Annotated in this window: 8 protein-coding genes and 1 pseudogene (1 of these 9 running past the window's edge); 1 reads left to right on the forward strand and 8 read right to left on the reverse strand. The window is 61.4% G+C overall.

Annotated elements, in window-relative coordinates; all coding sequences use genetic code 11:
* From FVQ81_10050 to FVQ81_10085, 8 genes and pseudogenes are all read right to left on the reverse strand, one after another.
* Positions 1–1,566 (reverse strand): annotated as a pseudogene (locus tag FVQ81_10050) (AAA family ATPase) (it extends 2,208 nt beyond the left edge of the window).
* Positions 1,563–6,191 carry a tetratricopeptide repeat protein gene (locus FVQ81_10055; protein ID MBW7996887.1) on the reverse strand — a complete coding sequence of 1,543 codons (4,629 nt, stop codon included), beginning with the start codon at positions 6,189–6,191 and terminating at the stop codon, positions 1,563–1,565. The pseudogene FVQ81_10050 and the gene FVQ81_10055 overlap by 4 nt, the downstream one beginning before the upstream one ends.
* 64 nt (positions 6,192–6,255) lie before the next feature.
* Positions 6,256–7,209 carry a L,D-transpeptidase family protein gene (locus FVQ81_10060; GenBank protein MBW7996888.1) on the reverse strand — a complete coding sequence of 318 codons (954 nt, stop codon included), beginning with the start codon at positions 7,207–7,209 and terminating at the stop codon, positions 6,256–6,258.
* 95 nt (positions 7,210–7,304) lie between these two features.
* Positions 7,305–8,072, reverse strand: a complete 768-nt coding sequence (locus FVQ81_10065) for an rRNA pseudouridine synthase (GenBank protein ID MBW7996889.1) — start codon at positions 8,070–8,072, stop codon at positions 7,305–7,307.
* Positions 8,073–8,338: 266 nt separating this feature from the next.
* Positions 8,339–8,932 carry an SMC-Scp complex subunit ScpB gene (gene scpB, locus FVQ81_10070; GenBank protein ID MBW7996890.1) on the reverse strand — a complete coding sequence of 198 codons (594 nt, stop codon included), beginning with the start codon at positions 8,930–8,932 and terminating at the stop codon, positions 8,339–8,341.
* Positions 8,933–8,950: 18 nt separating this feature from the next.
* The gene (locus FVQ81_10075; GenBank protein ID MBW7996891.1) at positions 8,951–9,769 is read right to left on the reverse strand and encodes a hypothetical protein; all 819 of its coding nucleotides are present in this window, start codon (positions 9,767–9,769) and stop codon (positions 8,951–8,953) included.
* A 19-nt stretch (positions 9,770–9,788) separates the two neighbouring features.
* Positions 9,789–10,781 carry a tryptophan--tRNA ligase gene (gene trpS / locus FVQ81_10080; GenBank protein ID MBW7996892.1) on the reverse strand — a complete coding sequence of 331 codons (993 nt, stop codon included), beginning with the start codon at positions 10,779–10,781 and terminating at the stop codon, positions 9,789–9,791.
* A gap of 96 nt (positions 10,782–10,877) precedes the next feature.
* Positions 10,878–11,534 (reverse strand): site-2 protease family protein, encoded by a 657-nt coding sequence (locus tag FVQ81_10085; protein MBW7996893.1) that lies wholly within the window; start codon positions 11,532–11,534, stop codon positions 10,878–10,880.
* 279 nt (positions 11,535–11,813) lie between these two features.
* On the opposite strand from FVQ81_10085, the gene FVQ81_10090 reads away from it, so the two are divergent.
* On the forward strand, positions 11,814–13,478 hold the full coding sequence (locus FVQ81_10090; protein MBW7996894.1) for a sodium:solute symporter family protein: 1,665 nt from the start codon (positions 11,814–11,816) through the stop codon (positions 13,476–13,478).
* Positions 13,479–13,693 lie beyond the last annotated feature (215 nt).

Here is a 13,693-nt window from a genome sequence, read left to right on the forward strand (position 1 = left end):
CTCGTTGACCAGCCGCGCGGCCAGGTTGCAGTCCTGCCCGATAATCGTTTCCTCGTTGTTGATGATATTATCTCCGGCCGGGCCCTGGAGCGCCTTACCCACGCTCATGCCGCCGCGGATTTCCACCACCTCGCCGAATTTGCCGCTGAGCCTGCCTGTCAGATCGCGCCAGACATTCCACAGGATTTCAGCGAAATACATCTCTCCGCCACGGCTGTGGCTGAACTCCGTGCCCAGCACACCCATGAGGTTGAACCGGCCCTTGGGAAAAATATTGTATTTGTAATGGACCCCGAACCGGTCCATCACCAGATGGACTTCATCGGCCAGCTCATCAAGCACGCCCGTATCGTGCAGGGCGAAATTGCAGAACAGCACGCCGCTGTCGCGCACTGTGGAGCAGGACTCGTCGAGCAGGATATTACGCCGTGCGTCCGCTCCGAGCCTGCGCACCAGGTATTCGGTCAATCTCGAACTGGTCAGAAACGGCTCGATCTGCGCTACCTGCTCGGCCAGCCCCCCGATCAGCACTGCCAGTCCCGCCGGTTCCATCTCCCTCAATTCAGCGGGCGCATCCCCCGGCTCCGGTATCCCTGACGAGCAGACCTCTTCCACGAAGTCGCTCAGCTTGTTCATTCCGCTCCGGCGAATCACCAGCTTGCACAGACCGTCGCGGGGGGGCGATACCGCCAGGTCCGACAGTTCCAGACCCAGCCAGCCGCATTCGAGCAGGTCGTCCAGGCGGCCGCGGCAGGCCTCATCGATCCCGATCCCCTTGGTCTCCGGCTCCCCTGGGCCGGCCGGCTCGTCGCTGCCGCCCAGTTTCTCCGCTTTCGCGACCCGCGTGCCCGCGTTACCCCAGGTGATCCTGGCCCGAACCCTGCTGCCGTAGAAGCCGGTTCCCGGGTTGTCATCGTAAACCAGCCCGCCGCTGGCCTTGACTTCCAGTGAGTCGATAAACTCGTTGATTTCATCCTGGCGCGGCTTACCGGCAAGCTTCCGGCGCAGCTCGGCGCGCACCTCGGAAGTCACCTGCGGCATCGTGGCGCGGATCGAGAGTATCACTTTCAGCGCGGCCATCCCCCGGTCGCCGCTGTCGGTTTCATCGCGGAAGTATTCGAGTATCAGGCCCATCTTGTTCAGGCAGAAGCGGTTGAGGATACCGAGGTTCATGATATCCCCGGCCTCCTCCTTGCCGAACCGCTCGGTGAGGAAAGTGAGCAGGGCGGTAAACCCGCTCACATCGGCGAAAAAGAGGTAGGTGCCCGTGGAGTTATGGTTTCGCAGGTAACCCAGGATCGCATCGCCGCCGCGCTCGCTGATCCCGTAGTCGGGATCGCGGGCCGGCACGAACAGCGAGAGGTTGTGGTGCAGGTTGGTGAGATAGCTCCAGATCGCCAGCAGCCGGCCGCGGTTGAGCGACGATAAATTCCCGCGGCCGAAGTTCTCGGCCCACTCCGGGTGGAATTCACCCAGCAGCCCGGCCATCCGCTGCATCGCGGGACTTCCCCCGGCAGCTTTCCTGTTGCGTTTGACCATCAGGCCGATCTCCGCAACGCCGCTCATTCATCCGCAACGCCGCCGTGCTTGCGATAAAGTTTGAGATATTTTTTGCTGTTGATTTTACGGGCCAGCTGGCCTAGTTCCTCCAGGATGTCCGGACGAAGCGACTCAGCCAGGCCAAGCACGTCCCAGTTGTCCAGGATCGATGCCAGGGTCACCAGCAGGTTTTCCGGCTGGCCGGCCTTGCGGCAGTACTCCAGCGATTCCTCCAGCAGCTTGCCGGCCTCGTGGCGGTTGTCCGCTCCGCCGAGCTGCAGGAGGTCCTCGGCCAGGTTGCGCAGGCTCCAGCCGATGCCGAAATCGTCCTTGAGCTTCCTGGCGATTTCGATTGCGCGGCGATGGCGTTGGCCGGCGCTTTTCAGGTTACCGCCGGCCATGTCCATCTCACCGAGGATATTTTCCAGGTCCAGCAACTGCTGAAGGTAACCGTGGCGGCGCGCGAGGCGGGCGGCGCGCTCCAGCACCCGGCGAGCCTCCTCGTTCTTGTCCAGGTCGCGGAGCGCCTCGCCGAGGTTGTACATGATATTTACCCCGAACTGGCGGCTGCTGATCCGCTCGGTAATCCCCAGGGCGCGGCGGTAGTGTTTCTCCGCGCGGCCCGGGTCGCCCATGAAATGGTAGCTCTCGCCGATATTGAACTCGAGGCCGGCCAGCCCCCTGCTCTCGCCGGCCAGCTTGTGGATCGTATCGTAGTTTGACACCAGCAGGTCGAGCGCCTTGGTGTTCTCGCCGGAGTCGTTGAGAGTCACGCTCATGTTGTTCAGGATCAGCAGCTGCAGGTTCACGTCCCCCACCTTGCGGGCTAGCGAGCGGGCCTGGTAAAAGGTTTTCAGGGCCTCGGGCAGACAGAAGGCCATCGACAAGCAGATCGCCTTGGTGTTGAGCAACTGGGCCTTGACCGGCATGAACTCGCTGCCATCTCCCGCCCCGGCGATCATCTCCAGCGCCTGATCAGCCGTTTCGACCCCCTCCCTGTTGCGGCCGAGCCTCATGCGGACCGTGGCCAGGGTCCGGATCAACCGGGCGCGCAGGATCGTGGCGCGGGTATCGTCCATATCGGCGCTGATATCTTCGAGCGCGCTGACAGCCCGTTTCTCGCATTTTTCGATCCCCCCGGTTTCCAGCAGCACCCGCGATTGCCCGTTCCGGGCTTCGAGCACGAGCAGAGGCAGCCCTTCGGCCAGCTTCTCGGCCTGGTTGTAATGGGACAGCGAGTGCTTGTAATCGTCATCCCGGGCGCGGGTGAGATAGGTTCTGCCGGCCAGCAGTTCGGCGCGGACCTGTTTGTCTTTTTCCGCCAGTTGTGCGGAGATTTTTTTCAGACCGTCGCTGTCCTCCAGGGCTTTCTCGTAACGGCCCAGGGCCAGGGCGATATTGCAGCGCTGCTCGTGCATCTGCAGGAGCATCCGGTCGGCGCCGTCCAGCTTGTGCTCGCTGCAGAATTTTTCCACGCGGTCGAGCAGTCGAAGGGCGTTTTCGTTTTCAAACAGTTCGCCCGACATCCGGCCCGCTGCCAGGTGGTATTCAGCGCCCTTCTGCGGCATTTCGGCCTGTTCATAGTGCATGGCGCAGTTGAGGTTCTTCTCCAGGTTGTCCTCGCGTAACCGCTGCCAGATCCCGGCGGCTACCCCGTGGAGCCGCTTACGCAGCGATGGAGTGATGCCCTGGTAGAGAGACTGGCCGATCAGTGCGCGGCTGAACCGGTAAACTGAATCTTCGCCGCTGTCGAGTTCGATTTCCAGCACCTGCCGTCCGGCAAGTCCGTGGAGGCCCAGGCGTGCTTTTGCGGGCGGCATCTTGTTTTCCGCCCTGTAACTGTTGATTTCGGCCACGTAACGGCAGCGCAGGACATTGCCCAGCACCGAGCCGTTGCGGATCAGGTCGAAATCCCGGCGCGGCAAGGAGTTGATCAGCTCCTCTATTACCGACTGCACGCGGTTCGGCACGCTCATCGAGGCGAACCCGGCGCGGTCGAACCTGACCACTTCGCCGTCGCGGACAGTCACCACTTCGTTGTCAGCCAGTTTGCGGCAGAACTCGGTGACAAACAGAGGATTATTTTCCAGCTCGCTCAACCGGCGATCGAGTTCGGCGGGCAGATTCTTATCGCGGGAAACTCCCAGGGCCACCCTGGCCAGCAGGCGCACACCTTTCTGCGCCAGCGGTTTCGCCTCAAGCAGCATGAAGCCGGCGGCGGCGCCCGATTCATCCTCCACCAGCGCCTCCAGGCATTGGCGGTCCCTGGCCGCGGTGCAGAACAGCAGGCCGCCGCCAACTCTGTGCAACAAATATCCGAGGAGTTTGATACTGCCGGGATCGGCCCACTGGAGATCGTCGATCACCAGCAGCAGCCGTCTGCCGTGGGCCGCGACCAGTGATTCGAACAGGGCCGCCACCTGTTCGAAAAACACGTTGCGCCGTTCCTCGGGATTGAGCGATCCGGCCGAGCCGGCAGCGCCGGACTCGATTCCCAGGAATGAGGCCACCACCACCAGTTCCTCGCCTCCCGCGCTCACGCCGCGAAGGCTGCGGGTCACGGCGCGCAGTTTCTTCATCGCCTGCGCCGGCGTATCCGATCCCTGGATGCCGAACACCTGGCCGTTGAGGAACTTGATGAACGGGTAAAACGGGACGGCCATTACCGATCCCTTGCCGGAATCATCTTCCGCTTTCGACCCCGAGCCCTGATACCAGCTCATGCACTCGGCCCAGAGCACTTTCCAGCCGCTCTCGGCGCAGGTGTGCATAATCTCCGCCAGCCGTCTGGTTTTTCCCAGCCCGGCCGGACCGTAAAATCCGAGCATCCGGTTAACCTGTTTTCCGCGCCCGCCGAATTCGGCGACAAACGCCTCGGCCGCGGTCAGCAGCTTGTCGCCCATCGACCCGCCGGAGCCGTCGATTACCTCACCCTTATCAGTAACCAGCGGTAGGCGGCGTAACCTTCCGGCCAGCTCGGCCGGGGATTCCTGTTCGCCGCGGGGAATGAGCGAGTAGAGCGGCACCGGTTCGCTGAAGCCTTTCAGCTCGGCGTGCTCGAACGGCTTCACCGGCGCGAGCAGGTGCTCCACGCTGGCGTAGCTGTTCCGGGCGGCCAGCAGCGAGCCGGGCGGTTCCTTGCGCACCAGGGCGCGGGTCACCAGACGGGCGGCGAGGTTGCAGTCGGGCCCGATAATCGTCAGTTCGTTGTGCAGCAGGTTGTCGCCGACCGGCCCCTGGAGGCACTGGCCCACACTCAGTCCGGCGCGAAGGCGGACTCTGCCGGCGAAATTGCGGCGAGTGTCGTCGAGCAGGTCGTTCCAGCACTGCCAGAGCACCTCGGTATAGAGCCGCTCGGTTTCGGGCGCGCCTGCGACCTCAAGGCCCAGGCAGGCCATCAGGTTGAAATCGCCCAGCGGGAAAATATTGTATTTATAGACCAGTCCGTAGCGGGTCATGAGCCGGTGGACCACCGCCGAGAGATCATCGAGCAGGCCGCCCGAGGAGACCGTGAAATTGACGAACAGGATTCCGGTATCGTGAACGCGGCTCGAACGGTCGTCGAACAGGGTCGCCAGTTCTGCCTCGGGGCCCAGGCCGCGCACCACCTGCTCCAACAGCTCGCCGCCCTGGAGATACGGCGCGGCCCGCTCGATCCGGCGGGCTATCCCGTCGAGGCTCAGCTCCCCGTCAGCGGCTGCTGCCGGGCGTCCGTTTTCAAACCGGGCGATATCGTCCCAGGTGCGCTCGCTCAACCGGTCCATCCCGCGCGGGGTCAGGACGACCTTGGTAAAATCACCGAACCGGCGGGAGCGGAAATCGCGCTTGTTGAGCCAGTCGGAGCCGATCAGTTCCTCGAACCCGGCCGCCGATTCATCGTCGAAACCGACGCCCTTGACCTCGGTCAACCGCTTGGCCACGCGGTCGTCGCTGCCGCCGACCTTCTCGCTGCCGGCCAGGTGTCTCGCGCTCCTGCCCCAGGTGATCCTCGCCCGCGCGTCCCTGCCGTAGAACCCGCTGCGGCCGTGGGACCGGCCCTCCACCACTCCGGCGCTGGCCTTGATTTCCAGACCCTTGATAAATTTGCGGATCGCCTCCTGATGCGGTTTGCCGGCCAGCTTGCGGGTCAGTTCCCCGCGCACTTCGAGAGTGATCGTGCCCAGGATGGAACGGAAAGCCAGCGCACTCTTGAGCGCGTCGGCAGCCGGGTCGGTGTCCTGCTCAGCTCCCTGCGCGCCGAAATGGGCGATCAGCATTCCCATCCGGTTGAGGCAGTAGCGGTTGAGGATACTCATGTTCATGATATCCCCCGCTTCCTGCTTGCCGAACCGGTCGGTGAGAAAGGTCAGCAGCTTGGTAAACCCGCTCACGTCAATCATCACGTAACTGGGCCGCGCTCCGGGGCGGCGGGGACGGGTAAAATACGCCACGACCGCGTCACCGCCGCGCTCGGTAACGCCGTAGGAGGGATCGGCGGCCGGGACAAACAGGTCGAGTCCCCGGCTGACACCGCTCAGGTAGGGTTTAATTTTCCGGTCGAGATCGCCGGACAGGTTGCCGGATGCGGCGGCAAGCGAACGGGCCCAGCCGGGATGGTAGACTGAGAGGACCTTGTCCAGCAGAGCTTGATCTGCTTTGCGAAGAGGGGGCATCGGACTCCCGGCTGATATCTGTGTGCGCTCCGGGGCGCCGCCGGAAGCATAAGCGGGCGGGCGGCTACATCCGGCTGATCCGCTCGGAGAGAATCCGGTAGCTATCCCCGTCGCGGGTGAGATAGAGCTTCTTGCGTCCCACGCTATGATAGCGGTCGGAACGGTACTCCTGCCTGAAACTGACCACCAGGTAGTTATGAAAGGCGAAAACGTTGATATCGGTCAGATCGACTTTTATTTCCTTGTAAACTTCATTCAGGCGCTGTTTGTGAGCGCGATGCCGGGCCTTGGTGCGGCCGTAGCCGCTGAAACGCTCGTCGTAGCAGGCCATATACCTGTCGATCCGCTTGTTTTCCCAACTGTGTTCCCATTCGCCGATAAAATCGAGCACTTTTGTCCGTTCGCGCTGATACGTTTCGCTGCCGACGGTGACCAGGCTGTCGTCGACGATAATCGGAGTGTGCCAGAGGGCGATATAGCCGCTCAGCTCCATGATATCCGAGTTGGTAACGACCACACAGCCCTCGGTATCGTAGCTTTTCTCCACCCGGTCGCTCTCGTTGACCGCGTGCAGCCAGATCCCGCCGCCGGTCTTGTTGCGCAGCCGGTCGAAATCGTTGGGGTAGTCCATCGTGAAAGCGCGCACGCCGTACTTTTCGGGCAACTGCTCGTCTTCGAGGATACCGCGGAAGAAATAGACGCCGTTGGGAGTTTTGAGGTCTCCCTCGCGAAGTTTCGCACCCTTGTTGTTGCGGCCGGTGGTACAACGGAACTGTTTGTAAAGCCTCGGGCCGTCCCCGGTGCCACGGTACAGGTAGAGCAGTTGTTCCTGCTTGTCGACCAGCAGGGCATAGTCGCCGCCGTCATACCCCATCTCCAGCAGGTAGATCGGGGTTTCCCGGTCTGCCGGCGCCGCGCCGGTAACAGCGGGCAGCAGGCAGGCCAGCAGGGCGGCCAGCGCGCGGATATGCATGGGCCTGACACGCTCCATCGGTGATTTTGTCCGCCTCCAGGGCATGCTTAAGCCCCGAAAGCGGCTAGATCCTCGATTTTCGATCAAATGAAAATAACAAAGAATGCAACTGCTTGTCAAACCAAAATCTTACCGAACAATCACCTGCGCCGCCGCCGCCCGGCCCCGCTCCTGTCGCCGAGGAGCCGCCGCAGTTCGGCATCGGTCAGCCTGCGGGACTGGCCCGGCGCCAGTCCCTCGATTCCGACCGGCCCGATCCTGGTCCGGCAGAGATAGCGCACCTGGCAACCGAGCTCTGCGAACATGCGTCTGATCTGGCGCTTTTCTCCCTGGCTCAGCACGACCTCATAGGTCCCCTCGCCCGTGTGGAATCCGGTCTTGCGCACTGAGTCGGCTTTCAGCAGCTTGCCCTCGATCTCCATCCCGCGCAGCATTTTCTCCAGGCCGCCCGGACCCGGATTGCCGTGGACGCGGACAGTGTATTGCTTTTCAACCTTGAACGACGGGTGGGTCAGGCGCTGGACCAGAGCTCCGGAACTGGTGAACAGGACCAGGCCCTCGCTGTTTTTATCCAGCCGGCCGGCATAGAGCCAGTTTCGCCCGCGCTCTTCGGGGGGAAGGAGATCGTAAACCGTGTTTTTATTATGGGGATCGGCCCTGCTGGTGACATAGCCGATTTTCTTGTACAGGATCAGAGCGGCCGGCTTTTCGGGGGGCGGGGGCAGCGGCTTGCCGTCGATTTCCAGTTTGTCCGTATCCGGGTCCACCCGGATGGCGGGATCGGTGAGAGTCCGGCCGTTAAGCCGGACCCTGCCCTCGAGGATCAGTTTTTCCGCACCACGCCTGGAACTTACTCCGGCATGGGCCAGGACTTTCTGGATTTTCTCTCCGGCGGGGGTTTCTGTCATGATGCAATCGCGGGGAAAAATTTGAGGCCGCGCGGCCAGACAACACTAGAAGCTCTTTCATAACTGGGTTTTATTTTAACTTTCGCCCGTTGGCGGGTAACCCTTAAAAACACAACCCCCTGTTTCCCCCTTTTCTCAGGGGGACTAAAACCGGATAACCCCAGCCAACATACGAAAAAACCTGAGACCGGACAATTTCCCCTTAACAAAGGGGGTGCCTGCGAAGCAGGCGGGAGTTGTCCCGTTTTAAGGTTATGAAACAGCTTCTAGACAAGTTCCTGCTGGCTGTCGTCGAAATCCCCGGCCGCCGGAGCGACAGTCTGGCTCTCCTGCTCGCTGAGGATAACTTCGAGCTCGCTCTCGCGGGGCAGGCTGTCGAGGCCGGACAGTCCGAAATAGCGCAGGAACTCCGGGGTCGTCCCGTAGAGCAGCGGCCGGCCAAGGATCTGCGCCCGGCCACAGATTGTGATCAGCCTTTTCTCCAGCAGCGTCTTGAGTACTCCGCTGGGGTTTACTCCCCTGATTTTCTCCACCTCGACACGGGTGATCGGCTGACGGTAGGCGATAATCGCCAGGGTTTCCAGCGCGGCTGGGCTGAGTTTCTGCGAGGAACTCTGGCGGCCCAGTCCGCGGACATATTCGGCCAGTTCCGGCACTGTGCGATACTGATAGCCGCCGCTGATCTCCATGACCCTGAACGCCCGGTCGCTGGACTCGTAGTGCTCGTTGAGCGTCCGGACCGCCTGGTGCACCAGCTCCTCCTCCATCTCCGCCGAAACTGCCAGACGGGCAGCGTCCACGGGTTCGCTGGAGGCGAAGAGCATCGCCTCGATCACTGTTTCGTTGGAGTATTCGCTCATGAGTGTATCACCAACGGTTCACTCCTCATCGGCCTGTCCAGAATCATCTTCCTGCGGGAAACCTTCTCCACCGTTTTCGTCGTCGAAATCTTCCGGCAACGCCTGCTCGGCGGGCTGCAGCTTGCGGCGGGCGATCCAGAGCTGGCCGAACGAATCGGCCTGGTCCACCCTGATCTCCGCCCGTTTGACCATCTCCAGCAGCGCCACCAGCGTCACCACGATAAACATCCGGCTTGTCTGTTCATCAACCAGGTCGCTGAACAGGACCCGTTTTTTCTCATGCAGCAGCCGGCGGATTGCCCTCACGCGCTGGGCGGCCGATATTTTCTCGCGCGCCACCCGGAGGACCGGCTCAGGAGGCGGCTTGCGCAGCAGAAGGCGGCCGAAGGCGAGGATCAGTTCGTTGAGCGTGGCGTCGATCTCAGGCTCCAACTCCTCGCTGCGGCGATAGTATTCCACCTCGCTCCAGCCGCGCTCGGCCTGACGGGAGCTGTCTTCCTCCAGGCGCCGCATGTGCCCGGCGATTTCCTTGAACTGCATGTATTCGACAATCTTTTCGACCAGTTCGCGGCGGGGATCCTCCCAATCCTCGTCATCCTCATCACCGCGCGGCAGCAACATCCGGCTCTTGATCTGCAGCAGCGTGGAGGCCATCAGCAAAAAGTCTCCGGCGCGCTCCAGGTCCAGCTTCTCGATCCGGGCGACATATTCCAGGTACTGCCCGGCAAGCATGGCGATCGGGATGTCGTAGATATCGATCTCGTGTTTGCGGATCAGGTAGACCAGCAGGTCCATCGGACCCTCGAAAATATCCAGGTGCACCTGGTAGTCGTCCATCAATCCCCCGCCGTGCGTTTCAGTATTCCATCCCCATCGCCTCGCGGACCATCCGCATGGTCTCGGCGGCGCGTTTGGCGGCCAGCTCGCTGCCCGCGGCCAGGGTGTCCCTGACCTTGTCCGGGTCCCCGGCAAACTTGCCGCGCCGCTTGCGGATCGGGTCGAGCACGGTCCCGACCGCCCCGGCAAGTTTTCCTTTGCAGTCCACGCAGCCCAGCGCGCCGGAACGGCAGTCTTCGGCGATCTCATCGGTCTCGGCCTTGTTGAAAAGCTCGTGGTAGGAATAGACCGAGCAGATTTCCGGGCGGCCCGGGTCGCCGCGACGGACTTTCTGCGGGTCGGTAACCATCTGGCGCACTTTCTGTTTGACGTCCTCGTCGCCGTCGGAGATGTAGATACAGTTGCCCAGGCTCTTGCTCATTTTTTTCCCGTCGGTGCCCGGCAGGCGCGGCGTGTTTGTCAGCTTGGACTTGGGCTCCGGGAACACCTCGGCATACAGATGGTTGAACCGGCGCGCGATCTCGCGGGTCATCTCGACATGCGCCACCTGGTCCTCACCCACCGGCACCAGGTCGGCGCGGTAGAGCAGGATATCGGCGGCCTGGAGGATCGGGTAACCCATCAGCCCGTAATGGATCTTTCCCGTCAGGTCGAGATCGGCGATCATCTCCTTGATTGTCGGGTTGCGCTCCACCCACGGCATGGGGGTGATCATGCTGAAAATGAGGTTCAGCTCGCAGTGCTCGTGCACCTTGGACTGGACCAGAAAGGTCGAGCGCTCGGGATCAAGCCCGACCGCCAGCCAGTCGAGGACCATCTCGTGGGTATTGGAGGGTATCTCGGCGCTCTTGTCGAACGCGGTGGTGAGGACGTGGTAGTCGGCAACCAGGAAGTAGCAGTCGAAAGATTCCTGAAGGTTTATCCAGTTTTCCAGCGCACCCACCAGATGGCCCAGGTGGAGCTTGCCGGTGGGACGCATCCCGCTGAGAATAACACCCTTCTTGTCCGCCATTACCTCGGCCTCTCCTGTTTGATTTTTACCGTGGACTCCCGGGCCGCACAGCAGAAATATTCAATCGCCAAGAAACGCAAATCCTTGCCCGCCCCGCTACATCGCCACCGCCTGCACGAACATCATCAACCCCCGGTAGATCACCCGCGCCGGCAGGAAAAAAACCGTCAGCAGGTTGAAATACAGGGCCGCCAGCAGGATCATGAAACCGTAGGGGCGGATTGCCGCATATTTGCGCGCCGCCTCGTAGGGCAGGAGATTCTCGAGGATATGTGAGCCATCGAGCGGCGGGATCGGGATCAGGTTGAAGAAAGCAAGGATCAGGTTGATCCAGATCCCGTAATGGAACACCTCGAAATAGGGGCTGCGCCAGAACGAGGAATCCAGCGGGACTACTTTTACGACTATCGCCAGCAGGACCGTGAACGTCACGGCCAGCAGGATATTGGAGATCGGCCCGGCAATACTGACGATGATATCATCGCGGCGCGGCTCGTTGAAATTGCGCGGATTGACCGGCACCGGCTTGGCCCAGGCAAAAAAGATCGTGCTGTTGGAGGCCAGCAGCAGGATCGGAACCAGGATCGAACCCACCGGGTCGATATGCGACATGGGGTTGAGCGTGATCCGTCCCAGCAGCCGGGCAGTCGGGTCGCCGGCGCGCTCGGCTGCGAGCCCGTGCGCGCACTCGTGCACGACCACGGAAAACAGCAGTACCGGAATTACTATCAGCCATTGCTCCAAATCAGTCATTCCTTGTAAGCACAACCGGTTACGCCGAAAATATTTAGCCCCTCCCGGGGCGTGCAAGCAGGAGAAAGTATAAGGAGTTGGCGGATTTTTGTCAACGAGGGCGCGCCGTGTGCCATTTTTATCAAAATACTGGGGAGCTAGACTGCAAAAATATTGACCGTGCTGTCGGAACCGGCTTATCTTGGGTTCTCACAATCTGCAAACATCGTCCTGCCACCGGACCGGGAGAGTTATCCTCGCCCGCAGAGCGATTCATCATTCAGCCCGCGGAGTAAAAGAATGGGTTATATCGATTTCAGCATGCTGATTGTGTTCCTGATCGGAATGTTCGTGATCGGCTGGCTGCTGTCGCGCTGGATCGACACGGCCGATGATTTCATGGTGGCGGGGCGCCACCTGACGCCGTTCATCCTGGCCGCGGCGCTGACAGCCGCCAATGTGAACCTCTACAGCTTTATCGGCCAGAGCGGGACGGCTTACAAGCACGGTATTTCGATTGTCTGGCAGACCTGGACCGGCAACATGGGTCTGGTATTCAGCGGGCTGATAATCATCCCGATCCTGCGACGGCTGCGGATACGAACCGTGCCGGAATTCCTGGGCATGCGCTACAACGTTGGAGTCCGCACGCTGATCGGCGCCTACTGGGTGTTCCGGCTCAGCTTCTGGCTGGGTGTTGTGCTGCTGATGGCGGCGACCGCATTCAAGACAATCGCGTTCGTGGACGGGTTGCCGTTCACTGGAAGTCTGCATTTCTGGCTGTTTATTTTTGCCGGTATCGCCGTGGCCTACACGTTCCTGGGCGGGATGTGGTCGGTGACTATCACCGATGTGATCCAGTTCATCCTGATGCTGGGCGGGGCGCTGATCATGCTGCCGATGGTGATGCAGCAGGTGGGCTGGTTCCCCGGGCTGGTTGAGGCGGTCAAGGCCGGCCACATGAACCTGGTGCCCCAGTTCGGCGCGTACAACTGGATGTTCATCCTGGCGATCTGGATCCTGGGCATCCAGTGGGCCAGCACGGACCAGGGCCTGCTGCAGATGTCGTTCAGTTCCAAGGACGCCAAGAGCGCCGCGCGCGGGCTGGTGCTGGCCGGGATTATCACCACCCCGTTCGCACTGCTCTGGATTCTGCCCGGCCTGGCCGCCAGTATCATTCATCCCGGTCTGGAAGAGATGGACAGCGCGTTTCCCACCCTGATGAGCAGCACACTGCCGCCGATCGTGCTGGGGATTGTTGCCTGCGGTCTGCTCTCGAGCCAGATGAGCACGATCAGCACCAATCTGACCGGTGTGGCCACACTGTTTGTCAACGATATCTACAAGACCGTGCTGCACAAAACCGCCAGTCCGAAAAACGTGCTGTGGACGGTGAAGATCATGACCTTTTTCGCCGGCGCGATGGGGGTCGGGTTCGCCTACCTGATCCCGCTGATCGGCGAAAACGCGGTGGCAGCCTACCTGACGGTTAGCGGTATCTTCGACATGCCGTTTTTCGTGATCGCAATCGTGTTCGGCCTGCTCTGGAAGCGGGCCAACTGGCAGGGAGCGCTGATCGGTTACCTGGTGGGGATCGTGGCTGGTCTGCTTTCGGCCTATTACCGTGGTCTGGACGCTTTCTTCTTTTCGACCTTCCTCAGCACCGGAACCGTGCTGGTGGTTACTCCGCTGGCATCCATGCTCTTTCCGTCCCACAGTGACGAGCAACTGGACAAGATCTGGAACGCACGTACGCACAGCGAGGCCGACGAGGGCGCGCCGTTCCATATCATCCCCGAATCCGCCGGCGGGAAATTCTTCTTCATCCTGTTTTTTGTCTCGCTGGCGGTCTTCCTTGCGGGCGTGATCAGCGGCTCGATGGGCTGCCCGTGGGCCGGAGTGCTGGCGCTGACCGGGATGATCGCCTATTTCCTGAGCGGACTGTTCCGCCTGTTTTACGACTGAGGGGGATCACAGATTTCTCAGACACCCTACCCAGCCCCAAAACATCGGGGATAACGTAACCAAACCGGCTGCACGGTAATTCTATCGTCGATACTTTCATGGAGCAGCCGTAAGGACGCGGGCAGGCACGTTCATTGCCGGAGCCGCAGGGGCGGGGTCTGCCGGGGGCGCGGCGATAAGCAATGAACGTGCCTGCCCGCATCTGCTGTCTTTCA

The organism is Candidatus Glassbacteria bacterium (assembly GCA_019456185.1).
Classification (GTDB): domain Bacteria; phylum Gemmatimonadota; class Glassbacteria; order GWA2-58-10; family GWA2-58-10; genus JAJRTS01.